The 22,802-nt window shown below is 72.5% G+C and carries 26 protein-coding genes; 12 read left to right on the top strand and 14 right to left on the bottom strand.

What is annotated here, in order from left to right; all coding sequences use genetic code 11:
* Positions 1-24 precede the first annotated feature (24 nt).
* The gene (locus tag ACZ4M3_RS20730; RefSeq protein WP_467734614.1) at positions 25-462 is read left to right on the top strand and encodes a hypothetical protein; all 438 of its coding nucleotides are present in this window, start codon (positions 25-27) and stop codon (positions 460-462) included.
* Between the two features lie 19 nt (positions 463-481).
* Here the strand turns inward: ACZ4M3_RS20730 and mug are convergent, their stop codons facing one another.
* From mug to ACZ4M3_RS20705, 5 genes are all read right to left on the bottom strand, one after another.
* A complete protein-coding gene (mug, locus tag ACZ4M3_RS20725; protein WP_467734772.1) occupies positions 482-1,024 on the bottom strand; it encodes a G/U mismatch-specific DNA glycosylase in 543 nt (180 codons plus the stop codon).
* Positions 1,021-2,454, bottom strand: coding sequence for an adenylosuccinate lyase (purB, locus tag ACZ4M3_RS20720; protein WP_361137608.1), 1,434 nt, complete (start codon positions 2,452-2,454; stop codon positions 1,021-1,023). The genes mug and purB overlap by 4 nt, the downstream gene beginning before the upstream one ends.
* Before the next feature lie 71 nt (positions 2,455-2,525).
* Positions 2,526-3,317: an SGNH/GDSL hydrolase family protein gene (locus tag ACZ4M3_RS20715; protein ID WP_467734612.1), complete on the bottom strand. Its 792-nt coding sequence runs from the start codon at positions 3,315-3,317 to the stop codon at positions 2,526-2,528.
* A gap of 71 nt (positions 3,318-3,388) precedes the next feature.
* Positions 3,389-4,414 (bottom strand): hemolysin family protein, encoded by a 1,026-nt coding sequence (locus ACZ4M3_RS20710; RefSeq protein ID WP_467734610.1) that lies wholly within the window; start codon positions 4,412-4,414, stop codon positions 3,389-3,391.
* Positions 4,411-5,748 carry a hemolysin family protein gene (locus tag ACZ4M3_RS20705; protein WP_467734608.1) on the bottom strand — a complete coding sequence of 446 codons (1,338 nt, stop codon included), beginning with the start codon at positions 5,746-5,748 and terminating at the stop codon, positions 4,411-4,413. Before ACZ4M3_RS20705 ends, ACZ4M3_RS20710 begins: the two co-directional genes overlap by 4 nt.
* A 210-nt stretch (positions 5,749-5,958) precedes the next feature.
* Between ACZ4M3_RS20705 and ACZ4M3_RS20700 the strand changes: the two genes are divergently transcribed.
* A complete protein-coding gene (locus ACZ4M3_RS20700) occupies positions 5,959-6,384 on the top strand; it encodes a GNAT family N-acetyltransferase (protein ID WP_467734606.1) in 426 nt (141 codons plus the stop codon).
* Between the two features lie 27 nt (positions 6,385-6,411).
* Here ACZ4M3_RS20700 and ACZ4M3_RS20695 read toward each other — a convergent pair whose 3' ends face one another.
* Positions 6,412-7,077 carry a class I SAM-dependent methyltransferase gene (locus tag ACZ4M3_RS20695; protein WP_467734604.1) on the bottom strand — a complete coding sequence of 222 codons (666 nt, stop codon included), beginning with the start codon at positions 7,075-7,077 and terminating at the stop codon, positions 6,412-6,414.
* A gap of 218 nt (positions 7,078-7,295) precedes the next feature.
* Here ACZ4M3_RS20695 and ACZ4M3_RS20690 point away from each other — a divergent pair, with 218 nt between their 5' ends.
* Positions 7,296-7,919 (top strand): hypothetical protein, encoded by a 624-nt coding sequence (locus ACZ4M3_RS20690; protein ID WP_467734602.1) that lies wholly within the window; start codon positions 7,296-7,298, stop codon positions 7,917-7,919.
* A 72-nt stretch (positions 7,920-7,991) separates the two neighbouring features.
* Here ACZ4M3_RS20690 and bioD read toward each other — a convergent pair whose 3' ends face one another.
* Genes bioD through bioB form a run of 3 tightly spaced genes read right to left on the bottom strand, consistent with a single transcriptional unit; the run spans position 7,992 to position 11,272 of the window.
* Entirely contained in the window at positions 7,992-8,711 is a 720-nt protein-coding gene (bioD, locus tag ACZ4M3_RS20685; protein WP_467734600.1) for a dethiobiotin synthase, read from the bottom strand.
* Between the two features lies 1 nt (position 8,712).
* Positions 8,713-10,023 (bottom strand): adenosylmethionine--8-amino-7-oxononanoate transaminase, encoded by a 1,311-nt coding sequence (locus ACZ4M3_RS20680; protein WP_467734599.1) that lies wholly within the window; start codon positions 10,021-10,023, stop codon positions 8,713-8,715.
* On the bottom strand, positions 10,016-11,272 hold the full coding sequence (bioB, locus tag ACZ4M3_RS20675; RefSeq protein ID WP_467734597.1) for a biotin synthase BioB: 1,257 nt from the start codon (positions 11,270-11,272) through the stop codon (positions 10,016-10,018). The genes ACZ4M3_RS20680 and bioB overlap by 8 nt, the downstream gene beginning before the upstream one ends.
* 158 nt (positions 11,273-11,430) lie before the next feature.
* On the opposite strand from bioB, the gene ACZ4M3_RS20670 reads away from it, so the two are divergent.
* Positions 11,431-12,603, top strand: coding sequence for an 8-amino-7-oxononanoate synthase (locus tag ACZ4M3_RS20670; protein ID WP_467734595.1), 1,173 nt, complete (start codon positions 11,431-11,433; stop codon positions 12,601-12,603).
* A gap of 3 nt (positions 12,604-12,606) precedes the next feature.
* On the opposite strand, the gene ACZ4M3_RS20665 is transcribed toward ACZ4M3_RS20670, so the two are convergent.
* Positions 12,607-12,828 (bottom strand): DUF397 domain-containing protein, encoded by a 222-nt coding sequence (locus ACZ4M3_RS20665; RefSeq protein WP_136211544.1) that lies wholly within the window; start codon positions 12,826-12,828, stop codon positions 12,607-12,609.
* A gap of 12 nt (positions 12,829-12,840) precedes the next feature.
* On the bottom strand, positions 12,841-13,725 hold the full coding sequence (locus ACZ4M3_RS20660) for a helix-turn-helix domain-containing protein (RefSeq protein ID WP_467734593.1): 885 nt from the start codon (positions 13,723-13,725) through the stop codon (positions 12,841-12,843).
* Positions 13,726-13,922: 197 nt separating this feature from the next.
* Between ACZ4M3_RS20660 and ACZ4M3_RS20655 the strand changes: the two genes are divergently transcribed.
* From ACZ4M3_RS20655 to ACZ4M3_RS20620, 8 genes are all read left to right on the top strand, one after another.
* Complete coding sequence (locus tag ACZ4M3_RS20655) at positions 13,923-14,372, top strand: ATP-binding protein (RefSeq protein WP_467734591.1); 450 nt, start codon at positions 13,923-13,925, stop codon at positions 14,370-14,372.
* Between the two features lie 337 nt (positions 14,373-14,709).
* Positions 14,710-15,012 carry an urease subunit gamma gene (locus ACZ4M3_RS20650; protein WP_190186959.1) on the top strand — a complete coding sequence of 101 codons (303 nt, stop codon included), beginning with the start codon at positions 14,710-14,712 and terminating at the stop codon, positions 15,010-15,012.
* Between the two features lie 14 nt (positions 15,013-15,026).
* Positions 15,027-15,338 carry an urease subunit beta gene (locus ACZ4M3_RS20645; protein WP_136211536.1) on the top strand — a complete coding sequence of 104 codons (312 nt, stop codon included), beginning with the start codon at positions 15,027-15,029 and terminating at the stop codon, positions 15,336-15,338.
* The gene (locus ACZ4M3_RS20640; protein WP_467734589.1) at positions 15,331-17,052 is read left to right on the top strand and encodes an urease subunit alpha; all 1,722 of its coding nucleotides are present in this window, start codon (positions 15,331-15,333) and stop codon (positions 17,050-17,052) included. The genes ACZ4M3_RS20645 and ACZ4M3_RS20640 overlap by 8 nt, the downstream gene beginning before the upstream one ends.
* A 49-nt stretch (positions 17,053-17,101) precedes the next feature.
* Positions 17,102-17,776, top strand: a complete 675-nt coding sequence (locus ACZ4M3_RS20635; protein WP_467734587.1) for an urease accessory protein UreF — start codon at positions 17,102-17,104, stop codon at positions 17,774-17,776.
* 22 nt (positions 17,777-17,798) lie between these two features.
* Positions 17,799-18,494, top strand: a complete 696-nt coding sequence (gene ureG / locus ACZ4M3_RS20630) for an urease accessory protein UreG (RefSeq protein WP_467734585.1) — start codon at positions 17,799-17,801, stop codon at positions 18,492-18,494.
* On the top strand, positions 18,491-19,285 hold the full coding sequence (locus ACZ4M3_RS20625) for an urease accessory protein UreD (RefSeq protein ID WP_467734584.1): 795 nt from the start codon (positions 18,491-18,493) through the stop codon (positions 19,283-19,285). The genes ureG and ACZ4M3_RS20625 overlap by 4 nt, the downstream gene beginning before the upstream one ends.
* Before the next feature lie 192 nt (positions 19,286-19,477).
* Entirely contained in the window at positions 19,478-21,148 is a 1,671-nt protein-coding gene (locus tag ACZ4M3_RS20620) for an alpha/beta hydrolase (protein ID WP_467734582.1), read from the top strand.
* 38 nt (positions 21,149-21,186) lie between these two features.
* Here the strand turns inward: ACZ4M3_RS20620 and ACZ4M3_RS20615 are convergent, their stop codons facing one another.
* From ACZ4M3_RS20615 to ACZ4M3_RS20605, 3 genes are all read right to left on the bottom strand, one after another.
* The gene (locus tag ACZ4M3_RS20615) at positions 21,187-21,897 is read right to left on the bottom strand and encodes a lysophospholipid acyltransferase family protein (protein WP_467734580.1); all 711 of its coding nucleotides are present in this window, start codon (positions 21,895-21,897) and stop codon (positions 21,187-21,189) included.
* A 13-nt stretch (positions 21,898-21,910) separates the two neighbouring features.
* The gene (locus tag ACZ4M3_RS20610) at positions 21,911-22,429 is read right to left on the bottom strand and encodes a DUF6328 family protein (protein WP_467734578.1); all 519 of its coding nucleotides are present in this window, start codon (positions 22,427-22,429) and stop codon (positions 21,911-21,913) included.
* Positions 22,430-22,617: 188 nt separating this feature from the next.
* Positions 22,618-22,776, bottom strand: coding sequence for a hypothetical protein (locus tag ACZ4M3_RS20605; protein ID WP_467734576.1), 159 nt, complete (start codon positions 22,774-22,776; stop codon positions 22,618-22,620).
* Between the last annotated feature and the right edge of the window lie 26 nt (positions 22,777-22,802).

The raw sequence follows: 22,802 nt of genomic DNA, 5'->3' as shown, positions 1-22,802 counted from the left end.
AGTGCCCGCCGGGATACTGACGCCATGACCACGGCAGAGCATCTCGACACGATCGACCGGCTCCGGGCGCAGGTGTTTCCTTCGGAGCCGGTCTGGTCCGGCCGGCACAGCAGTGGGCCGGGATACCACCTGGTCCAGCTCGTGGAGACCCGGGACTTCTGGGAGGACGACGGCTCGGGGCGGATCGAGGCGGCCGACCAGATCAGTGCAGAGTACGGGGCGCTCGCACAGGCCCTCACCGATCGATGGGGTGAGCCCCAGCTGTTCACCCTCGCGGGGATGCTGCACCGGGGGCTCGACGGGGAGGAGATACCGGAGCCATGGGAGGAGCTCAGCAACAGTACCGACCACGTGCACCTGTGGCGGGCCGAAGACCGGTGGCTCGTGGCCTGCGTGGCCCACTGGGAGGCGGAGGATCCGTACCGGCTGATCGCCGGCGTCACCGTGATCGACCCGCCGTAGGCCGCCTCCGGCCAAGGGCCTAGACGGTTCCCTCGGCGGCGGCGCGGAGGCGGGCGTATTCCTGGGCCATGGACTCCGCCGTCCAGTGGGCGTTGAGACCGCTGGGATTGGGCAGGGCCCAGACGCGGGTCGTGCCGATGGTGCGTTCCTGGGGGCCGATCTTGGCCTTGGGCTCCTGGAAGGCGATGCGGTAGGCGGTGACACCGACCACGGCCAGCCACTGGGGGCGCAGGAATTCCACCTTGGCGGTCAGGAGGCGGCCGCCCTCCAGGTACTCCTCGGCGCTCAGCTCGTCGGCGCGCGCCGTGGCGCGGGCCACGACGTTGGTGATGCCGAGGCGGTAGGACAGCAGCTCTTCCTGCTCGGCGGGGGCCAGCCGGCGCGGGGTGAAGCCGGACAGGTGCAGGACCGGCCAGAAGCGGTTGCCCGGGCGGGCGAAGTGGTGGCCCGTCGCGGCGGAGAGGAGTCCCGGATTGATCCCGCAGAAGAGCACGCGCAGACCGCCCGCGACCACGTCGGGGACGACGCGGTCACGGGCGGCGTTCAGCTCGTCGGGGGTCAGAGGATCGACCCCGGCGTGTACCCGGCGGCCTCCGGGTGCTGCTTGGCGATGTCCTCGATGCGGGAGACCACGGTGGCGACCTGGTCGCCGGCGGCGCCCGTGAAGGACAGCTTGTCGGCCATCAGGGCGTCGAGCTGGGCCCGGTCCAGCGGCATCCGCTCGTCCGCGGCCAGCTTGTCGAGCAGCTCGTTGCGCTCGGCTCCCTGCTCGCGCATGGCGAGTGCGGAAGCCACGGCGTGCTCCTTGATGACCTCGTGGGCGGCTTCCCGGCCGACCCCGGCCCGTACCGCGCCCATCAGCACCTTGGTGGTGGCGAGGAACGGCAGGTAGCGGTCCAGCTCGCGGGCCACGACCGCCGGGAAGGCGCCGAACTCGTCGAGGACGGTGAGGAAGGTTTCCAGCAGGCCGTCGAAGGCGAAGAACGCGTCGGGCAGGGCCACGCGGCGGACCACGGAGCAGGAGACGTCGCCCTCGTTCCACTGGTCGCCGGCCAGCTCGCCGGTCATCGAGGCGTAACCGCGCAGGATGACCATGAGGCCGTTCACGCGCTCGCAGGAGCGGGTGTTCATCTTGTGGGGCATCGCGGACGAGCCGACCTGGCCGGGCTTGAACCCCTCGGTGACCAGCTCGTGGCCGGCCATCAGGCGGATCGTCTTGGCGATCGAGGACGGGGCGGCGGCCAGCTGCACCAGGGCGGTGACCACGTCGTAGTCCAGCGAGCGCGGGTAGACCTGGCCGACCGAGGTGAAGGCCTGGGCGAAGCCCAGGTGGGCCGCGATGCGCTGCTCCAGGTCGGCGAGCTTGGCGGCGTCGCCTCCCAGCAGGTCGAGCATGTCCTGGGCGGTGCCGACCGGGCCCTTGATCCCGCGAAGCGGGTAGCGGGCCAGCAGGTTCTCCAGCCGGTCGTAGGCGACCAGCAGCTCGTCGGCCGCGGTGGCGAACCGCTTGCCCAGGGTGGTCGCCTGTGCGGCGACGTTGTGGGAGCGGCCGGCCATGACCAGCTCGGCGTGCTCACCGGCCAGCTTGCCGAGGCGGGCGAGGACGGCGACCGTACGGTCGCGGGCCAGTTCCAGGGAGAGCCGGATCTGGAGCTGCTCGACGTTCTCGGTGAGGTCGCGCGAGGTCATGCCCTTGTGGACGTGCTCGTGGCCGGCGAGGGCGTTGAACTCCTCGATGCGGGCCTTCACGTCGTGCCGGGTGACCTTCTCGCGCTCGGCGATGGAGGCGAGGTCGACGGTCTCCAGGACGCGCTCGTAGTCGGCGAGGGCGGCGTCCGGGACCTCGATGCCGAGATCCTTCTGGGCGCGCAGCACGGCGAGCCACAGCCGCCGCTCCAGCGTCACCTTGTACTCGGGGGACCACAGGACGGCGAGCTCCGCGGAGGCGTAGCGGCCGGCCAGGACATTGGGGATGCGGGGCTTGGCTGTCACGTGTAGGGATTCTACTTGGGCCGCCGCTGTGCGTTTACGCAGGTAGGCGACCCGCTGCGGATTGTGCCTTGCTACGAGAGCCGGTCGGGCGCCCAGGCCTCGTACGGCAGCAGCTCCGAGCGCTTCGCCGCGCGGCCGTCGCCGGAGGAACGGCCTGTGATCCGGCGCCCGATCCAGGGCAGCAGGTGCTGCCGGGCGAAGCGGATGTCCTCGGTCCGGCGCACGGACCAGCCCGGGGCCACCGCGGGCGGCAGCGGGGCCCGCCAGTCCGCCTCCGGTGGCAGGCCCAGCGCCTGCCAGACCGCCTCGGCCACGCGCCGGTGACCTTCGGGGGTCAGGTGCAGCCGGTCCACGTCCCACAGCCGGGGGTCGCCGAGCACGGGCGCCCCGTACAGGTCCACGAGCAGCGCGCCGTGCCGGGCGGCCAGCTCCTCCAGCAGGGCGAAGAGTTCCTCCATCCGCGGGCGGAAACGTTCCATCACCGGACCGTTGCGGCCCGGGGAGCGCATCAGGACCAGGGTCTTGCAGGTGGGGGCGAGCAGCCCCACGGCCTCTTCCAGATGCCCGCGCACCCGACCCATGTCGACCTTGGGCCGCAGGGCGTCGTTCAGGCCGCCCACCAGCGTCACCACATCGGCGCCCATCGCCGCTGCCGCGGGCGCCTGGTCCCGGGCTATCTGCCCGATCAGCTTCCCGCGGACGGCGAGGTTCGCGTAGCGGAAGCCCGGCTCCCGCGCGGCGAGACGCGCGGCCAGCAGGTCGGCCCAGCCCCGGTAGGAGCCGTTCGGGAGCAGGTCGGACATGCCCTCGGTGAAGGAGTCGCCGACCGCGACGAAACTGGTGTAAGAGGCATTCATCTCCATGGCGCAGCGATGTTACCGCGCGGTACCCCGGCTCCGCACGGCCCTGCGGAACCGGGGCACCGCGGACACCCTCAAGCCGGGGCCGGCCTGCCGAAGAGCTCGCGCAGGACGTCCTCCATGGTCACCAGCCCGGTCATCGCACCGTCCGGCCCCTGCACGGCGGCCAGGTGCGTGCGGCTCCGCCGCATCGCGGTCAGTACGTCGTCCAGCGGGGTCTCCGCCCGTACCTGCGCGATCGGGCGCAGCGCGGAGGCCGGGAACGGCTGGTCCCGCTGGGTCACGTCCGCGTCGAGCGCGTCCTTGACGTGCAGGTAACCGAGGATCTTGTGCTGCCCGTCGATCACCGGGAACCGGGAGTACCCGGACGTGGCGGCGAGCCGCTCCAGCCCCGCCGGGGTGATGTCCTCGCGCGCCGGGACCACCCGGTCCGAGGACAGCACCACGTCGGTGACCGGCCGCCGGCCCAGTTCCAGGGCGTCGTGCAGCCGGGCGCTCGCCCGGTTGTCGATCAGCCCTGCGGCGCTGGAGTCCTTGACCATCCGCGCGAGTTCGTCGTCCGAGAACGTCGCCGCGACCTCGTCCTTGGCGTCCACCCGCAGCAGACGCAGGAGCAGGCTGGCGAACGCGTTGATCGCGAAGATCGCCGGCTTGAGCGCCCGGGTCAGGGTCACCAGCGGCGGCCCCAGCAGCAGCGCCGTCCGTACCGGCTCGGACAGCGCGACGTTCTTCGGCAGCATCTCGCCGAAGAGCATGTGCAGGTACGTCGCCAGGGCCAGCGCGACCACGAAGGAGATCGCGTGGGTCAGCCCGCCCGGCACACCGAAGAAGTCGAACACCGGTGTCAGCAGGTGGGCGATGGCCGGCTCGGCGACCACGCCCAGCACCAGGGTGCACAGGGTGATGCCCAGCTGCGCCGCCGCCATCAGCGCCGACACGTGCTCCAGGCCCCACAGCACCGCGCGCCCCCGCCGGTCGCCCTGTTCGGCGTACGGCTCGATCTGGCTGCGCCGGACGGAGATCAAAGCGAACTCCGCGCCGACGAAGAAGGCGTTGACGACCAGGGTCGCCAGGCCGATCAGCAACTGGATCACGGTCATCGCGAGTCCCCCGCACCCTCGTCATCGCCATCCGCGGGCTGGTGCAGCAGCACGCGCGCCGCCCTGCGCCCGCTCGCGTCCACCACGTCCAGCCGCCAGCCGTCGAGCTCCAGGCTGTCCCCGACCTCCGGGATCCGGCCCAGCTCGGTCGCTATCAGCCCGGCCAGCGTCTCGTACGGGCCGTCCGGCACCCGCAGGCCGATCCCGCGCAGCTGATCGGTGCGCGCGGCGCCGTCGGCCGAGAACAGGGGGCGGCCGAAGTCGTCGGCACCGGCCGGGGCCAGGTCCGGCGTCTCGTGCGGGTCGTGCTCGTCGCGGACTTCGCCGACGACCTCCTCGACGATGTCCTCCAGCGTGGCCACGCCGGCCGTACCGCCGTACTCGTCGATCACCACGGCCATCGTCTGCTTGCCGGAGAGCCGGTCCAGCAGCCGGTCCACCGTGAGCGACTCGGGCACCAGCAGGGGTGCGCGCAGCAGCTGCGACACCGGATAGCCGTGCCGCTCCTCTGCGGGCAGGGCCAGGACGTCCTTGATGTGGACGGTCCCCACGACGGTGTCGAGGCTGCCGCGGTACACGGGGAACCGGGACAGGCCGGTCGCCAGCGTCGCGTTCGCCACGTCCTCGGCGGTGGTCTGCACGTCGAGCGCGGTGACCTGGACCCGAGGTGTCATGACGTTCTCGGCGGTCAGATCGGCCAGGTTCAGGGTCCGCACGAACAGTTCGGCGGTGTCCTTCTCCAGCGCTCCCGCCTTCGCGGAGTGCCGGGCGAGGGCGACGAGCTCCTGCGGACTGCGCGCCGAGGCGAGCTCCTCGGCCGGCTCCATGCCGAACCTGCGGACCATGTGGTTCGCCGTCCTGTTGAGCTGGCTGATGAAGGGCCTGAACGCCCGGCTGAACACCCGCTGGGGGGTCGCCACGCGTTTGGCGATGGCCAGGGGGGAGGAGATCGCCCAGTTCTTCGGAACCAGCTCGCCGATCACCATCAGGACCACCGTGGACAGCACGGTGGCCACCACCAGCGCGGTGGAGGAGGCGGCGCCCGCCGACAGGCCCATGGCCTGGAACGGGCCCTTGAGCAGGGCGGCGATCGAAGGTTTGGAGATCATGCCGATGACCAGGCCCGTCACGGTGATGCCGAGCTGTGCGCCGGACAGCTGGAAGGTCAGGCTGCGAACGGCGGCCAGGGCACTCTCGGCGCCCCGCTCACCGCGCTCGACGGCCCCTTCGAGCTCGCCGCGCTCGACGGTCGTCAGGGAGAACTCGGCCGCGACGAACACCCCGCAGGCGAGGCAGAGCAGCAGCGCCAGGAGGAGCAGGAGCACTTCGGTCATCGGTCGGTCACCTCCGTTCCATGATCGGTCAGGAGGCGGGGCATCGCGCGACGTCGTGCCACCGGAGGTCGGCTGCGGGTACTGGGAGGCTCGCCCATGGGCGGACGTTCACACCTTTCGCTCGTGAGGACGGGTCCTGACATGGTAAAGGACGGGCAAAGGGAAGGTCCCCTGCTTTTGGCGGGTCCCGCCGAATGGTGGGATCGCCGTATGAATGATCTTCATATCGCCGCCGCGACGGCCGCCGACCTCACCGCCGTGCTGGACTTCTGGAAGACCGCCGCCGAGGGCACGAGCATCAGCGACGACCTCGTGGGCGTCGAACGGCTCCACGCCCGCGATCCGCACGCCCTGCTCCTCGCCCGCCGCGACGGGGAGCTGGTCGGCAGCGTGATCGCCGGGTTCGACGGCTGGCGCTGCCATCTCTACCGGCTCGCCGTGCACCCCGAACACCGCAGGCAGGGCATCGGCGGGGCGCTCCTGGCCGCCGCGGAGGAACGTTTCTGCGCCCTCGGCGGCCGGCGCGCCGACGCGATGGTGCTCGACCGCAACGAGCGGGCACAGGCGGCGTGGGAGGCGGCCGGGTACCACCCGGAGGACCACTGGACCCGCTGGGTCAAGCCGCTGAACGGCTGACACCGGCGCCCCGGCCGCCGGGACCGCTCAGTCCACGCCCCGCCGGGCCGTACCCAGCACGCAGTACGAGGTCGGCAGCGCGGGCCCGCGTTCGGGCAGGCGGAACACCCGCTGCGAGACGATCCGGAACCCGGCTGCCTCGATCGAGGCCAGCGGGTCGCGCGCGGTGTGGCAGTTGCCGAACAGGCGGGGCCACACGGTCCGGTCCAGCGTGCGCTGGACTGCGGCCATGCCCGGTCCCGGCGCCAGGCCGTGCTCGAAGAAGCGCAGCTCGCCGTCGGGGCGCAGGACCCGGTACAGCTCGGCGAGGGCCCGCGGCAGGCTGCGCACGCTGCACAGCACGAGGGAGGCGACGGCGGCGTCGAAGGCCTCGCTCTTGACCGGGAGGGCCTCCGCGACGCCGGGTACCAGGTCCACCGGGACGTCGGCGCGCAGCGCGGCGGCAGCGGCGCGCAGGCGCAGCACGCGCTCCGGCTCGACGGCGACGACCTCGGCGACGGCGCGGGGATAGTGGGCGAAGTTCAGCCCGTTGCCCGCCCCGATCTCGATGACGCGGCCGGACACCCCGTGCAGGAGCTCGCGCCGCACGGCGGCGATACCGCCCCGGGTGTCGGCGGCCGGGCTGACGCGGGCGTAGAACCGGGCGAAGAGGGGGTGGTGGACGGGATCCGAACCAAGACGTGAAGTGGGCATGGCGAGCCTCCGGGCGGGTGCGACGGGTGCGGTTGCCCTGCCGGGCTGTTCCCCGTCCAGGCGGCCCGCGAAACCGGTGGCGCGTGGTACTGGCCGCCACGGTGGGGGAGTTGAGGCCGGGTGAGGTAGGTACGCGTACTCATGACCCCGGCCGGACCGTGCGGATAATCGGATCATCCGGCCCTTGTCGCGGGGCCGCCTCAGGACGTGGAGACGCCGTGAAGTTCCGTACCGGACCGGCCCGTACCGTGCTGTTCGCGGCAGGGTTGTTCGCGTTGACCGCCTGTGGAACCACAGTAGCCCCGGGCGCCCGGCCGGCGGCCGGATCCGCCGCCCCTTCCGCGGCGCCGAGCGTCGATTACGCGGCGCAGGCCGCCGCCGCGGTGGAGCGCCACGACAAGCTGTTCCCCGAGGTGGCCGCGCGGTGCGCGGGCCGGGCCGAGACGATGCCTTCCGAGACCGGGACGCCGGCCGGCCTGCCGACGGACCCGGAGGCGCGCAAGTACGCCGAGAACCACGGGTACAAGACCCAGGCCCGGCTCACCCCGGCGGCCCGGTGCCGGGGCGACGCGCACGCCGCGCGGATCAAGGCGGCGCTGGACGGCCCCGACGGCAAGGGCGCGCCGCGCACCACGGAGGAACTCCGCGTACTGCTGACGGGGCTGGGCTACCGGGTCGAGAGCGGGGACGTGTACGGCTCGGCGCCGGACAATCTGATGTTCGTACTGTCGGTCCCGGAGAGCGGGCCGTGCGTGACGGGCTACCTGGGCAGCCCGGTGAAGATCGAGGCGCACGGGATGTACATGGAGGGCGGCTGTCACGAGCCCCGCGGCGGCCACTGAGACGTGGAGGCAGGGGCCGGTGGGGCGGGGAGCGCCGTCGCGCGAACGCCCCCGCCCCGGCCGGACCGGTCCTCAGGCCGGCCAGGCGGCCGTGAACGAGTGCGCCGACCAGCCGCCGTGCAGGGACGGGGCGAGCCAGGTGGGGGCCCCGGCCCGGAACTCGGCGGGCGCCAGCGCGCCGGCGCCCTGCGGAACCGCGCCGAGCAGCGGCAGGCCCGACACCTTCGGGAGGTCCGCCAGGTTGCAGCGCGAGGCCAGGTCGGGCACGGCCGGCCAGCTGCCGATCACCACGCCCGGCGCGGTGAGCCCGCGCGCCTCCAGCGCTTCCACCGTCAGCGTCACCGAGTTGAGCGTGCCGAGAGCCGCCGGGGCGACGACCAGGACCGGCGCGTCGAGCAGCCGCGCCGCATCGGCCAGCGTGTGCCCCGCCTCGTCGAAGCGGACCAGCAGACCGCCCGCGCCCTCCACCAGGACCAGGTCGTGCGAGGCCGCCAGCTTCTCCGCCGCCTCCGCGACGACGGCTGGGGACAGCGTCGCCAACCCCGAGCGGCGCGCCGCCGTGTCCGGTGCCAACGGCTCCGGATAGCGGGCCAGTTCCCGCGCGGTGACGGACGGGCCGGCCAGCCGGGCGACCTCCGCCGCGTCACCGGGCTCGTCCGGACCCACCCCCGTCTGGGCGGGTTTGAGTACCGCCACCGACCGGCCGGCGGCCACCGCCGCGGCGGCGACCGCCGAGGTCACCACCGTCTTGCCGATCTCCGTGCCGGTGCCGGATACGAACAGGATCGTCATGTCAGCCCTCCTGCGCGGCCGCACGGACGGCACGGCAGATGCGGGCCACGTCCGCGTCACCCGTGACGAACGGCGGCATCGTGTAGATCAGATCGCGGAACGGGCGCAGCCAGACGCCCTCGCGCACCGACGCCCGCGTGGCGGCGGTCAGGTCGACCTCGTGGTCGAGCTGGACCACGCCGATCGCGCCCAGCACCCGTACGTCCTTCACCCCGGGCAGCTCCGCGGCGGGGGCCAGGCCCGCCAGCAGGCCGGCCTCGATCCGCTCGACCTCCGCCGCCCAGTCCTGGCTCAGCAGCAGCTCGACCGAGGCCAGCGCGACCGCCGTGGCCAGCGGATTGCCCATGAAGGTCGGTCCGTGCGCCAGGACCGGCACCTCGCCGCGCGAGATGCCGTCGGCCACTCGGGGCGTGCACAGCGTCGCCGACAGGGTGAGGTAGCCGCCGGTCAGCGCCTTGCCCAGGCACATCACGTCCGGGGTGATCTCCGCGTGGCCGGCGGCGAACAGGGAGCCGGTGCGGCCGAAGCCCGTCGCGATCTCGTCCAGGACGAGGAGGACGTCGTACTCGTCGCACAGCTCCCGCAGCACCCGCAGGTAGCCGGGGTTGTGGAAGCGCATCCCACCCGCGCCCTGCACCACCGGTTCCACGATCACGGCGGCCAGTTCGTGCGCGTGCGCGGCGATCAGCGAGCGCAGGTGCGCGGTGTACGCCGGGTCCACCGGGGTGTCGAACCCGCCGGGCGGCACGTCGGCGAACACCTGCCGGGGCAACTGCCCCGACCACAGTTCGTGCATCCCGCCCTCGGGGTCGCAGACCGCCATCGGCTGCCAGGTGTCCCCGTGATAGCCGCCGCGCCAGGTCAGCAGCCGGGTCTTGGCGGGCCGCCCCAGGGAGCGCCAGTACTGCAGGCACATCTTGACGGCGACCTCGACCGAGACCGAGCCCGAGTCGGCGAGGAAGACGTGCTCCAGACCGGCCGGGGTGATCTCGACCAGCTTCGTGGCCAGCCGGACGGCGGGCTCGTGGGTGAGCCCGCCGAACATGACGTGCGACATCCGGCCCAGCTGGGCGGTGACGGCCTCGTTCAGCACCGGGTGGTTGTAGCCGTGGATGGCCGACCACCAGGAGGACATGCCGTCGACCAGCTCCTGCTGCCCGTGCGCCGGGGCGCCGAGCCGCAGCCGGACACCCGCGGCGGAGGAGACGACCAGCGGGTCCTGGCGCCCGGGCATGGGGCCGTACGGGTGCCAGACGTGCTGCCGGTCCAGCGCGAGCAGACCGGCAGCCGAAAGGTGGAGCGGATCAGGCATTGGGGGCGAGATCCGTCCCCGCGCCGCGGCGCCGTACCGCCACCAGGTCCGAGCGCACCTCGCCGGCCTCCGCCTGGCCGCGGACGGGAGCCTCCTCGGGCGCCGACTCCGGGGAGTCGTGTCCCGAGCAGCCGCCGCACGCGGAACCGCAGCCGGGCGCGTCGGCGGAGCCGGCGGAAGCCGCCGAGCCGCACACGGGGCCGCCCGCGCCGTGCGAGCCGCAGCCCCCGGCCGCCGCCTGGTCCGAGCGGTGCGCCGGGAGGGTCGTCGTACCGGCGCCCTCCACCTCGAAACCGGCGTCCGCGATCATGTCGAGGTCGGCCTGACCGGCCTGGCCCTCGCTCGTCAGGTAGTCGCCGAGGAAGATGGAGTTCACCAGGTGCAGGGCCAGCGGCTGCATGCTGCGCAGGTGCACCTCGCGGCCGCCGGCGAGCCGGACCTCGACGTCGGGGCAGACGAAGCGCACCATCGCCAGGATCCGCAGGCAGCGCTGCGGGGTGAGGTTCCACTCCTTGGCCAGCGGGGTGCCCTCGAAGGGGATCAGGAAGTTGACGGGCACCGAGTCCGGATCCAGGTCGCGCAGCGAGTAGACGACGTCGACGAGGTCCTCGTCGCTCTCGCCCATGCCCGCGATCAGGCCGGAGCAGGCGGACAGACCCGCGGCGTGCGCCTTTTGTACGGTGTCGACCCGGTCCGCGTAGGTGTGCGTCTTGGTGATCTGACCGTACGTCGCCTCGGACGTGTTGAGGTTGTGGTTGTACGCGTCGGCGCCCGCGTCCCGCAGGCGTTCGGCCTGGCCGTCGGAGAGCAGGCCGAGACAGGCGCAGACCTCGACGCCCTCGTTCTGCTCCTTGATCGCCTCGATCGTCTTGCCGACCCGCTCCACGTCACGGTCCGTCGGACCGCGCCCGCTCGCCACCAGGCAGACGCGCTTGGCGCCGCCCGCGACACCGGCCGCGGCGGCCTGCGAGGCCTCCTCGGGCTTCAGCCAGGTGTACTTGAGGATCTCCGCCTTCGATCCCAGCCGCTGGGAGCAGTACGAACAGTCCTCCGGGCACAGTCCCGACTTCAGGTTGACCAGGTAGTTCAGCTTGACTCGCCGTCCGAACCACTGGCGGCGCACCTTGCCGGCCGCGGCCACCACGTCGAGCAGTTCGTCGTCGGAAGTCGCCAGTACGGCGAGTGCCTCTTCGCGGGTCGGCAGCTCGCGCCGCAGCCCCTTTTCCACCAGGGTGTTCAGCAGGTCCATGACGCCGATCCTGGACCACACCGGCACTCACGGCCAAGGAGAGATCGCACAACATCGCCGGAACACAGTGTGTGTATCGCCACACCTGGCGCTCGTGCCCCGGCGGGCTAAGGTCTAGCAGGCCTGTGGACAGCCGACAAAACCCGAGGACTGCGCCGATGCTCCAGCACACCCCCGAGCCCGTGGACGTCTTCGCCTGGATCGACGAAGCGGAACGGGCCCGCGAGCGGGCCGGGCTGGTCCGGACGCTGCGTCCGCGCCCGGCATCCTCGCCGCTGCTGGACCTCGCGAGCAACGACTACCTCGGCCTGGCCCGGCACCCCGAGGTCATCGCCGGCGCGCAGCGGGCGGCCGAGCGCTGGGGCGCCGGAGCCACCGGCTCCCGCCTGGTCACCGGCACCACCGAACTGCACGCCGCGCTGGAGCGCGAACTCGCGGCGTTCTGCGGCTTCGAGGCCGCACTGGTGCTTTCGTCCGGTTACGCGGCGAATCTCGCCGCGGTCACGGCGCTGAGCGACCGCGGCACGCTCGTCGTCTCGGACGCGGGGAACCACGCCTCGATCGTCGACGGCTGCCGGCTCTCGCGCGCCGACGTCGGCGTCGTCCCGCACGGTGACGCGGACGCCGCGCGCAAGGCGCTGGCCGGGCACGAGGGCCGCTCCCTGCTGGTCAGCGACTCCGTGTTCTCCGTCGACGGGGACGCCGCCCCGCTCGCCGACTACGCCGCCGCCTGCCGCGAGGAGCGGGCCGCCCTGGTGGTGGACGACGCCCACGGGCTCGGCGTCCTGGGCGAGGGCGGCCGGGGCGCGCTGCACGCGGCCGGGCTCGCGGGCGCGCCCGGGGTGGTCGCGACGCTGACCCTGTCGAAGTCGCTGGGCAGCCAGGGCGGCGCCGTGCTCGGACCGGCCAAGGTGATACGGCACCTGGTCAACACGGCCCGGACCTTCATCTTCGACACCGGGCTCGCCCCGGCCGCCACGGGCGCGGCGCTCGCCGCCCTGCGCCTGCTCGGGCGGGAACCGGAACGCGCCGCGCGGGCGCGTGAGGTGGCCGCCGAGTTGTACGGGCGGCTCACCGCGTCCGGCCTGACCTCGGCCCGGCCGGACGCGGCCGTGGTGTCGGTGCGGGCCCCGTCGGCTGCGGCGGCACTGCGCTGGGCCGCCGACTGCCGCGAGGCAGGTCTGTCCGTGGGGTGCTTCCGGCCGCCGTCCGTTCCGGACGGCATCTCCCGGTTGCGGCTGACCGCCCGGGCCGATCTCACGGGGGACGAGATCAGTCGGGCCGTCGCGGTGATCGTGCGTACCGCGCCCGCCGGAGCCACGGACCGCTGAACCTCACGCCGGGGCGTCCGCCCGGACCGAGGCGAGGAAGCCGTCCCAGGCGGGTCCGGTGAAGAGCACGGCCGGGCCCTCCGTCCGCTTGGAGTCGCGGACGGCCAGGAGACCGCCACTGAGGACGGCCGCTTCCACGCAGTTGTTCATTCCGGTGCTGCGGCTGCTCCGCCGCCACCGCGCGCTGATCAGAAGTCCGCGGGTGGATAAGGGGGTTGCGGACACGGGGGTGCCTCCTTACGCGTCGTCAGCGATAGAGCTGATCAGATCCGACGAGTCCCGGGGCGGGAGGGCGTGCGCCTGGATGGTGCGGAACGCGGCGCTGTACGCCTCTAGGTCTTCCTTCCGCTCCAGGTAGAGGCTACTCGTCAAATGGTCGAGTACCACCACATCCAGATCGGCGATGTTCGGAAATGAGAAGATGACGAACGGTCCGGTCAGGCCGAGATGCCCCCCCACGCTGAACGGCAGCACCTGCAGGCGCACTTGGGGCAGCCGGGCCACCTCCGCCAGGTGCCGCAGCTGCTCCCGCATCACCCCCGGGCCGCCGATCTGCCGGCGCAGCACCGCCTCGTCCAGGACCGCGCTCAGTTCGAGCGGAGGGTCGGCCCGCAGCACCGACTGGCGGGCCAGCCGTACGTCGACCAGCGCGTCCACCTTCGGCTCCGGCAGCCCGCCCAGCGCCGCCCGGGTCACGGCGCGCGCGTATTCCGGCGTCTGCAGCAGGCCCGGCACCACCGAGAGTTCGACGGTGCGTGCGGAGCGGGCCCCCGCCTCCAGGCTGATGAAGTCCCGGTACTCCTGGGGCAGCAGCCCCCGGTAGTCGTGCCACCACTGGCGGCCGGGCGCACGGTCGCCCCCCGCCCCGGGGCCGGCCGCCGAGGCTCCCAGGGCCTCCAGCAGGGCCCGCTGCTGGGTGCTCACCACATCCCCGTAGGCGTCGAGGAGGAGCCGGATGTCCTCCGTCTTCACGCCACTTCTCCCTGTTTCGATGCGGCTGATTTTCGACTGGTGCCATCCCACCAACCGGGCGGCCTCACCACTGGTGAGACCGGTCCGGTCACGGAGCGCACGCAATTCCTCGCCCAGCTTGCGGCGGCGTACCGCGGGACCGTGCTGCATACCCGCTCTCCTTCCCACCGGCACACCTCGCACCAGTCTGCCGTCCAAATAAGCTCTTCCGTAGCAGAGTTCACCGCATTGAGCGACAGATATATGCATATCTTGGGGGAACGACGGAAACGGCGGCACGATGGGTGCACTCTGACGCTCAGCGTAGATCCGGGGCGGCTGCGCCCCGGTGGGAAAGGGACGTCGCCATGGCAGACCACCAGGAAGCATCCGTCACTCTGCCGAGCGACCCGGCCGCGGTCGCCGCTGCCCGCCGGTACGCCGCGGAGGTGCTCGGTGAATGGGGACTGCCCGAGGAATCCGAGACGGCCGACACCGTCCGGCTGATCGTCTCGGAGCTCGCGACCAACGCGGTGCAGCACACCTTCGGCCAGTCGCCCACCTTCACCGTGGACCTCCGGCTGGAGCGCGGTGAATGGCTGCGGGTCGGTGTGACGGACAGTCACCCGCGCCGGCCCCGGCGACTGCCGGCCGCCGTCCAGCAGGACAACGGCCGGGGGATGGTGATCATCCGCTGGCTCGCCGCGGAGGCGGGCGGCCGCCTCTCGGTCACCCCGACCGAAGACGGCGGCAAGACCGTGTGGATCGCGCTCCCCTGGGCCGTCGCGGCCCCGGCGCGGACCACCACCGGTTGTTGAGGGCGCCGCGGCCGAGGTGCCGCCGCCGCTCCACGCCGCGCCGCGGGGTGCTTCCGTATACGAAGACCTCCATGGACGGCGCCCGGGGCTGAACCGGGAGCCTCCCGGAAACGTGGCTTAACTCGGCGGAAAACTGCGGGTCCTACTATGGCGCCCGCGGCCTTCCGCCAATGATCACCCATGGGCCGGTAAAGGACTGGTGATCGGGACGGAAAGCCTCTCCCTGTGTTGGGCAAGAGATGCTTGGCACGGATATGCGCAGGTCAACAAAGTGTTGAAGGCGATTAGGGTCTTCTTGGCGCGAAGTTGATCTTGTCCCGGAAGCTTGGTGATACGTGTGCAACTGACACCGCACGAGCAGGAAAGACTGCTCATCCACGTCGCGGCCGACGTGGCCGAGAAGCGCAGGGCGCGCGGGGTGCGCCTCAACCACCCCGAAGCCGTGGCGCTGATCACCTCGCACATCCTCGAAGGCGCCCGTGACGGGCGGACCGTGGCCGAGCTCATGGCCTCCGGCCGCACCGTGCTGCGCCGCGACGAGGTCATGGAGGGGATCCCCGAGATGATCCACGACGTCCAGGTCGAGGCGACCTTCCCGGACGGCACCAAGCTCGTCACTGTCCACGACCCCATCGTCTGAACGGGAGCACCAGCATGATCCCCGGCGAAATCGCCTTCGGGGACGGTCCGGTGCGCCTGAACGAAGGCCGCGCCATCACCCGTCTCACCGTGCTCAACGCCGCCGACCGCCCCGTGCAGGTCGGCTCGCACTACCACTTCGCCGAAGTCAACCCGGGTCTCGACTTCGACCGTGCCGCCGCCCACGGGCTCCGGCTCAACATCGCCGCCGGTACCGCCGTCCGCTTCGAGCCGGGCATCCCCGTCTCCGTCGAACTCGTCCCGCTGGGCGGTCTGCGCACCGTGCCGGGCCTGCGCGGGGAAACCGGAGGGCCGCTCGATGGCTGAGATCTCCCGCCAGACGTACGCGGACCTCTTCGGACCGACCAAGGGCGACCGGATCCGGCTCGCCGACACCGACCTCTTCGTGGAGATCGAACAGGACCTCAGCGGCGGCCCCGGACAGTCGGGGGACGAAGCCGTCTTCGGCGGCGGCAAGGTCATCCGCGAGTCCATGGGCCAGGCCCGCACCACCCGCGCCGAAGGCGCCCCCGACACGGTGATCACCGGAGTGGTGATCCTCGACCACTGGGGCATCGTCAAGGCGGACCTCGGCATCCGCGACGGCCGGATCTGCGGGATCGGCAAGGCCGGCAACCCCGACACCATGGACGGGGTCGACCCCTCCCTGGTCATCGGCCCCGAGACCGAGATCATCGCCGGCAACGGGAAGATCGTCACCGCCGGGGCCATCGACGCCCACGTGCACTTCATCGCCCCCACCGTGATCGACGAGGCCCTCGCGTCCGGCATCACCACCCTCGTCGGCGGCGGCACCGGACCCGCGGAGGGCTCCAAGGCCACCACCGTCACGCCCGGACCCTGGCACCTGGCCAGGATGTTCGCCGCGCTGGAGGCCTACCCCGTCAACATCGGCCTGCTCGGCAAGGGCAACACCATGTCCCGCGAGGGCATGTACTCCCAGCTGCGCGGCGGCGCCCTCGGCTTCAAGATCCACGAGGACTGGGGGGCGACGCCCGCGGCCATCGACGCCTGCCTGACCGTCGCGGAAGAGACCGGCGCCCAGGTCGCCATCCACACCGACACCCTCAACGAGGCCGGATTCGTCGCGGACACGCTCGCGGCGATCGCCGGGCGGACCATCCACTCGTACCACACCGAGGGCGCGGGCGGCGGACACGCGCCCGACATCATCACCGTGGTCTCCGAGCCGAACATCCTGCCCAGCTCCACCAACCCCACCCGGCCGCACACCGTCAACACCATCGAGGAACACCTCGACATGCTGATGGTCTGCCACCACCTCAACCCCGCCGTACCCGAGGACCTCGCCTTCGCCGAGTCCCGGATCCGGCCCTCCACCATCGCCGCCGAGGACGTCCTGCACGACCTCGGGGCCATCTCCATCATCTCCTCCGACTCGCAGGCCATGGGCCGGGTCGGCGAGGTCGTACTGCGCACCTGGCAGACCGCCCACGTGATGAAGAAGCGGCGCGGCTTCCTGCCCGGCGACGGCCCGGCCGACAACCACCGGGCCCGCCGCTACGTCGCCAAGTACACGATCAACCCCGCGGTCGCCCAGGGCCTCGCCCGCGAGATCGGCTCGGTCGAGGTCGGCAAGCTCGCCGACCTGGTCCTGTGGAGCCCCGCCTTCTTCGGGGTCAAGCCGGAGGTCGTCGTCAAGGGCGGCCAGATCGCCTATGCGCAGATGGGCGACGCCAACGCCTCCATCCCCACCCCGCAGCCCGTCCTGCCCCGCCCCATGTACGGGGCCTACGGGCGCGCGCCGGCCCTCAACTCGCTGAACTTCACCGCGCAAGCCGCACTCGACGACGGGCTGCCCGAACGGCTGGGCCTCGACAAGCAGTTCGTGGCCATCGAGAGCACCCGGAAGGTGGGCAAGACGGACATGCGCAACAACGACGCCATGCCCCGGGTCGAGGTCGACGCCGACACCTTCACCGTCACCATCGACGGCGAGGTCGTGGAGCCGGCTCCGGCGGCGGAACTGCCCATGGCACAGAGATACTTCCTGTTCTGATGGGCGCCCCTTCCGATGCGCGGACCGTGACCGGCGGAGGCCTCGCCCGATGAGCCTCGCCGCGCTGCTCGTCCTCGCCGACGGCCGCTTCCCCGCCGGAGGGCACGCCCACTCCGGCGGGGCGGAGGCCGCCTGCAAGGCGGGCCGGATCCACGACGCCGCCACCCTCGCGGAGTTCTGCCGGGGGCGGCTGCACACCTCCGGCCTCGTCGCCGCCGGCCTCGCCGCGGCCGCCGCCCACGGCCTCGACCCGGTGGAACTCGATGCCGCCGCCGACGCCCGCACCCCCTCGCCCGCGCTGCGCCTGGCCGCGCGGCGGCTCGGCCGGCAGCTGATGCGGGCCGCCCGGGCCACCTGGCCGGCCGCCGAACTCGACGCGCTGGCCGCGGCCTTCCCGCGCGGGGCCCACCAGCCCGTGGTGCTCGGCGTCACGGCCAGGGCCGCCGGGCTCGGGCCGCTGGACGCCGCGCACGTGGCGGCGTACGAGAGCGTCAGCGGTCCCGCCACCGCCACCGTCCGGCTGCTGGGCCTGGACCCCTTCGAGGCGAGCGCGGTCCTGGCCGGTCTCGCGCCCGAACTCGACGCCGTGTCCGGCCGGGCGGCGAGCGCCGCCCTGCTGGCCCGGCACGAGGGTCTGGAGGCACTGCCGGCCGCCTCCTCCCCGCTGCTGGACATCGCGGCGCAGGCCCATGCCGACTGGCCGGTCCGGCTCTTCGCCTCCTGACCGCCCCCACCCAAGGAGAACCATGCACCTCGACCACGGCGGCAGCTACCCCCACCGCCACACCCACAGCGCCGAGCCCGTACGCGCCGACGGCACCCGCCGCGCCCTGCGCGTCGGCCTCGGCGGACCGGTCGGTTCCGGCAAGACCGCCACCGTGGCGGCGCTGTGCCGGGCCCTGCGCGCCGAACTGTCCATGGCCGTCGTCACCAACGACATCTACACGCGTGAGGACGCCGAGTTCCTGCTCCGCGAGGCGGTCCTGCCGCCCGAGCGGATCAGCGCCGTGGAGACCGGAGCCTGCCCGCACACCGCCATCCGGGACGACATCTCCGCCAACCTGGAGGCCGTCGAGGAACTGGAGGAAGCCCACCGGCACACCGCACCGCTCGACCTGATCCTGGTGGAGTCCGGCGGGGACAACCTGACCGCCACCTTCTCCCGGGGCCTGGTCGACGCCCAGATCTTCGTCATCGACGTGGCCGGCGGCGACGACATCCCGCGCAAGGGCGGACCCGGCGTCACCACCGCCGACCTGCTCATCGTCAACAAGACCGACCTCGCCCCGCACGTCGGCTCCGACCTGGACCGGATGGCCCGCGACGCCGCCGAACAGCGTGGCGACCTGCCCGTGGCGTTCCAGTCCCTGCGCGGGCCCGAGGGCGTCACCCCGGTCGCCGACTGGGTGCGCGACCGGATCGCCGCCTGGGTCGTACGGTGACCAGCGCGCCCCCCGTCGCCCCGGGAGCCCTCGCTCCGGCGGGCCTGCGGGCCACCGCCAAGATCGCCGCCGTCGCCGACGGCCGGGGCGGCACCGCCCTGCCGCTGCTGGCCGGGGACGGCCCGCTCGCGCTGCGCCGCACCCGGGGCGAGGGCGCCGAGGCCGGCGTGATGCTGGTCGGCGCGATGAGCGCGCCGCTCGGCGGGGACCACCTGAGCGTGGAGGCCGACGCCGGACCGGGGGCCCGGCTCGGGCTCCGCTCGGCGGCGGCCACCCTGGCGCTGCCCGGCCGGGGCGGCGCGCCCGCGCGGTACGACGTACGGCTGACGCTGGCCGAGGACGCGGCGGTGCGCTGGCTCCCCGAACCGCTGGTCTCCGTACGCGGCAGCGACCTGCGCGTGCGCACCCGCGTGGAACTCGCCCCCACCGCCCGGCTGCTGCTGCGCGAGGAGCAGGTGCTCGGCCGTACGGGGGAGGTCCCGGGCCTGCTCCGCAGCCGGCTCACCGTCTTCCGGGGCGGCCGCCCGCTGCTGGACCAGGAACTGGCCTGCGGACCGGGCGCCCCCGGCGGTTGGGACGGCCCCGCGGGGCTCGCGGGCCACCGGGCGCTGGGCCAACTCCTGGTGGTCGACCCGGCATTCGCCGAGGCCCCGCCGCAGGCGGCGCTGCTGGGCGAGTTCGCGGCGGTGACCCCGCTCGCCGGACCGGCCGTCCTGGTGACCGCCCTCGCCCCGGACGCGCTGGGGCTGCGGGAACTGCTCGACGCGGCCTGCTCGGCGTACGGCTGGTAACGGGAGGGCGGACCCGGGGCGAACCGGACACCGCTCAGCGGTACACTCCCGTCCGCATATCGGGTTGGCAAAGAACCGGACCGTGCTCTGTCGCCCGGTCCCGGTCAGGCGCAAGGATCCCCCTGCACGTCAACGACCGAATCGACCAATACGGCTGCCCACGACGGCAGATGACGCAGGGGGATCAACCACGTGATACGCACCGCGGCGCTGGGGAGCGCTGCCACTCTGATCACCGGTGCGCTGGCGGCGAGCCTGCTGCTCGCCCCGACCGCCGAGGCCGCCCCGGTCTCCGGCGGCAACGGCTACAACGAGGCGATCGGCGTTCAGGTCGCCGCCGCCCGCGCGGCCCGCACCGGGATCGATTGGAAGGACTGCCCGGCCGACTGGGGCTTCGAGAAGCCGATCCAGTGCGGCTGGGTGAAGGTCCCGGTCGACTACGCCAAGCCGTACGGCAAGACCATCGACCTCGCCGTCGACCGCGCGGTGAGCACCGGCACCAAGGAGGAGCGCCAGGGCGCGCTCGTCTACAACCCCGGTGGCCCGGGCGGTTCCGGCATGCGCTTCCCGCGCCGGATCACCACCAAGTCCCCGCTGTGGGTCAACACCGCCAAGGCGTACGACTTCGTGGGCTTCGACCCGCGCGGCGTCGGCCACTCGGCGCCCATCTCCTGCGTCGACCCGCAGGAGTACGTCAAGGTCCCCAAGGCGGACCCGGTCCCGTCCAACGAGGCCGACAAGCGCGCCCAGCGCAAGCTCGCCGCGGAGTACGCGGACGGCTGCAAGGAGCGCAGCGGCGAGATGCTGCCGTTCATGACCACGCCGAACACCGCGCGTGACCTGGACGTCATCCGGGCCGCGCTCGGCGAGAAGAAGCTGAACTACCTCGGCGTCTCCTACGGCACCTACCTCGGCGGGGTCTACGCGACCCTGTTCCCGGGCCACGTGCGCCGCATGATCGTCGACAGCGTGGTCAACCCGGACCAGGACAACATCTGGTACCAGGCCAACCTGGAGCAGGACGTCGCCTTCCAGGTGCGCTGGAACGACTGGGAGGACTGGGTCGCCAAGAACGACAGCGTCTTCCACATCGGCGACACCCGCGCCAAGGTCGAGGCCAAGTGGCTGGAACTGCGCGCCAAGGCCAAGGCCAGCCCGCTCGGCGGCGTGGCCGGTCCGGCGGAGCTCATCGGCTTCTTCCAGAGCGCCCCGTACTACGACTCCTCGTGGGTGCCCACCGCCCAGGCCCTGAGCGCGTACGTCGCGGGTGACGAGAAGCCGCTGATCGACGCGGTCACCCCGGACCTCTCGGACATCAAGGGCAACATCGCGACGGAGAACGGCAACGCCGTCTACACCGCGGTGGAGTGCGCCGACGCCAAGTGGCCCACCAGCTGGGCCAAGTGGGACAAGGACAACACGGCGCTGAACAAGCAGTACCCCTTCTTGACCTGGTCCAACGCGTGGATGAACCTGCCCTGCGCGACCTGGAAGGCCAAGCAGAGCACCCCGATCGAGGTCGGCGCGAGCGCCAAGCGCGGTCTGCCGCCGGTCCTCGTCGTCCAGAGCGAGCGCGACGCGGCCACCCCGTACGCGGGCGGCGTCGAGATGCACCGCCGCCTCGGCGGTTCGCGTCTGATCACCGAGAAGAACGCGGGCTCGCACGGTGTCACCAGCCTGGTGAACCCCTGCATCAACACCCGCGTGGACAGCTACCTGCTGACCGGCAAGGTGGACGCCCAGGACGTGACGTGCGAGCCGCACGCCACCCCGGTCGCCCCGGCTCCGGCCGCCGCCAAGTCGTCGGCGCAGGCCTCGGGCGCCGAACTGGCCAAGCACGAGGAGCTCCCGGCCGTCCGCTAGGACGCCGGCGGCACCCGGGCATGCCACAGGGAGAAGGCTCAGCGCGTCCTGCGCCGGGCCTTCTTCCGCGCCTGCTCCTCCTCCGCCTTCACCTCGGCCGCGTACCGGTCGACGTACTCCTGGCCGGACAGCTCCAGGACCGCGTACATGATCTCGTCGGTGACGGCCCGCAGGATCGCCCGCTCGCCCTCCAGGCCCGCGTAGCGGGAGAACTCCAGCGGCCGGCCGAAACGGATCGTGACCCGCCGGATCTTCGGGAGCTTCTGCCCGGGCGGCTGGATCTCGAAGGTGCCGACCATCGCGCACGGCACGACGGGGACGCCGGCGCCGAGCGCCATCGCCGCCACCCCGACCTTGCCCTTGTAGAGCCGGCCGTCGTGCGAGCGGGTGCCCTCCGGGTAGATGCCGAGCAACTCTCCCTTGGCCAGGACCCCGAGCCCCTCGCGCAGCGCGGCCTGTCCGGCGTCCTTGCCGGAGCGGTCCACCGGGATCTGGCCGGCGCTGCGGAAGAAGGCCGCCGTCAGCCGCCCTTTGATCCCGGGGCCGGTGAAGTACTCGGCCTTCGCCAGGAAGGTGATCCTGCGTTTGAGGATCGCCGGCATCAGGAAGTGGTCGGAGAACGACAGGTGATTGCCGGCGACGATCGCCGCGCCCTCCGGCGGGATGTTCTCCAGGCCCTCGATCCGCGGCCGGAACAGCAGCCGCAGCAGCGGGCCGAGCAGCACGTGCTTGAGCAGGTGGTAGAACACCGGCCGTCTCCCTTCACCTGGTGGACAGGTCAGTGTGGCGCACCCGGTGCCAGATGGGCATGGCGAACCAGAACCCGATCAGCCAGAGCATGACGACCGACGACAGCAGTCCGGCCCGCGACAGGCTCATCACCAGGCTCAATACCAGCAGGACGGCCGAGGACATCGCCAGCATCAGCAGCAGGACTCCCCACAGGGCGAGCCGGCCCGCGATGCGCACCAGCCGGTCCTTGTCCATGGAGTCGCACACCAGCCGGTGCAGGGGTGCGGGTGCGGTCAGCAGGCCGACCGATCCGAAGGCCAGGATCAGCGCGGTGACGTACACCGTCCGGTCGGCCGCCGCGAGGTTCGCGAACCGCGGTGTGACCGCCACGGCCATCAGGAAACCGAGGAGGAACTGCACCGCCGTCTGGGCGATGCGCACCTCCTGGAGTATCTCGGCGTAGGCCTTGCATGCCTGTTCGTCTTCTCCGGCGTCGGTGCCGCCGGTGCCGTTCGCGGGTTTCCCGATGCGCGCAACGCCGTTGGACATGGGCTCCTCCGGGCGGGTGGGGGGTGTCGCACGGACTTCCGTTGCCAGATAGAACGGACGGCGTCGCCCGGAGTTCACTCGAGTACGGTCGGGAATCGGCCAAAGCGGCGAGCGGGCCGCCGGGCGGCGCACGAGGGCAGCACGGGTCGGCTCGCCCGCAGGCGGGCCGACGGGGCGAGGCGGCAGGCTCACGTACCGCGGGCGGCGGCCATTCCGGCGGTCAGCAGCCCGAGCACCACCCACACGAACCACAGCCAGCCGTTGCTGCCGAGCGCCACGGAGTAAGCGGCGACGGCCACCAGAGAGCCGAAGGTCATCACGGCCATCGCCTTAACGGATCCGCTCATGCCCCATGGTGGCGCGGGGAGGGGCC

Source organism: Streptomyces sp. NPDC026522 (genome assembly GCF_055567555.1).
The sequence above is the reverse complement of the archived record's forward strand: the minus strand, read 5'-3'. Positions and strand labels throughout refer to the sequence as shown.

Excerpts from the sequence above, each read along its gene's own strand:
- ACZ4M3_RS20730 (WP_467734614.1), top strand. The coding sequence starts at position 25 with ATGACCACGGCAGAGCATCTCGACACGATCGACCGGCTCCGGGCGCAG.
- ACZ4M3_RS20715 (WP_467734612.1), bottom strand. The coding sequence starts at position 3,317 with ATGGAGATGAATGCCTCTTACACCAGTTTCGTCGCGGTCGGCGACTCC.
- ACZ4M3_RS20710 (WP_467734610.1), bottom strand. The coding sequence starts at position 4,414 with ATGACCGTGATCCAGTTGCTGATCGGCCTGGCGACCCTGGTCGTCAAC.
- ACZ4M3_RS20705 (WP_467734608.1), bottom strand. The coding sequence starts at position 5,748 with ATGACCGAAGTGCTCCTGCTCCTCCTGGCGCTGCTGCTCTGCCTCGCC.
- ACZ4M3_RS20700 (WP_467734606.1), top strand. The coding sequence starts at position 5,959 with ATGAATGATCTTCATATCGCCGCCGCGACGGCCGCCGACCTCACCGCC.
- ACZ4M3_RS20695 (WP_467734604.1), bottom strand. The coding sequence starts at position 7,077 with ATGCCCACTTCACGTCTTGGTTCGGATCCCGTCCACCACCCCCTCTTC.
- bioD (WP_467734600.1), bottom strand. The coding sequence starts at position 8,711 with ATGACGATCCTGTTCGTATCCGGCACCGGCACGGAGATCGGCAAGACG.
- ACZ4M3_RS20680 (WP_467734599.1), bottom strand. The coding sequence starts at position 10,023 with ATGCCTGATCCGCTCCACCTTTCGGCTGCCGGTCTGCTCGCGCTGGAC.
- bioB (WP_467734597.1), bottom strand. The coding sequence starts at position 11,272 with ATGGACCTGCTGAACACCCTGGTGGAAAAGGGGCTGCGGCGCGAGCTG.
- ACZ4M3_RS20670 (WP_467734595.1), top strand. The coding sequence starts at position 11,431 with ATGCTCCAGCACACCCCCGAGCCCGTGGACGTCTTCGCCTGGATCGAC.
- ACZ4M3_RS20660 (WP_467734593.1), bottom strand. The coding sequence starts at position 13,725 with ATGCAGCACGGTCCCGCGGTACGCCGCCGCAAGCTGGGCGAGGAATTG.
- ACZ4M3_RS20655 (WP_467734591.1), top strand. The coding sequence starts at position 13,923 with ATGGCAGACCACCAGGAAGCATCCGTCACTCTGCCGAGCGACCCGGCC.
- ACZ4M3_RS20645 (WP_136211536.1), top strand. The coding sequence starts at position 15,027 with ATGATCCCCGGCGAAATCGCCTTCGGGGACGGTCCGGTGCGCCTGAAC.
- ACZ4M3_RS20640 (WP_467734589.1), top strand. The coding sequence starts at position 15,331 with ATGGCTGAGATCTCCCGCCAGACGTACGCGGACCTCTTCGGACCGACC.
- ACZ4M3_RS20635 (WP_467734587.1), top strand. The coding sequence starts at position 17,102 with ATGAGCCTCGCCGCGCTGCTCGTCCTCGCCGACGGCCGCTTCCCCGCC.
- ureG (WP_467734585.1), top strand. The coding sequence starts at position 17,799 with ATGCACCTCGACCACGGCGGCAGCTACCCCCACCGCCACACCCACAGC.
- ACZ4M3_RS20610 (WP_467734578.1), bottom strand. The coding sequence starts at position 22,429 with ATGTCCAACGGCGTTGCGCGCATCGGGAAACCCGCGAACGGCACCGGC.
- ACZ4M3_RS20605 (WP_467734576.1), bottom strand. The coding sequence starts at position 22,776 with ATGAGCGGATCCGTTAAGGCGATGGCCGTGATGACCTTCGGCTCTCTG.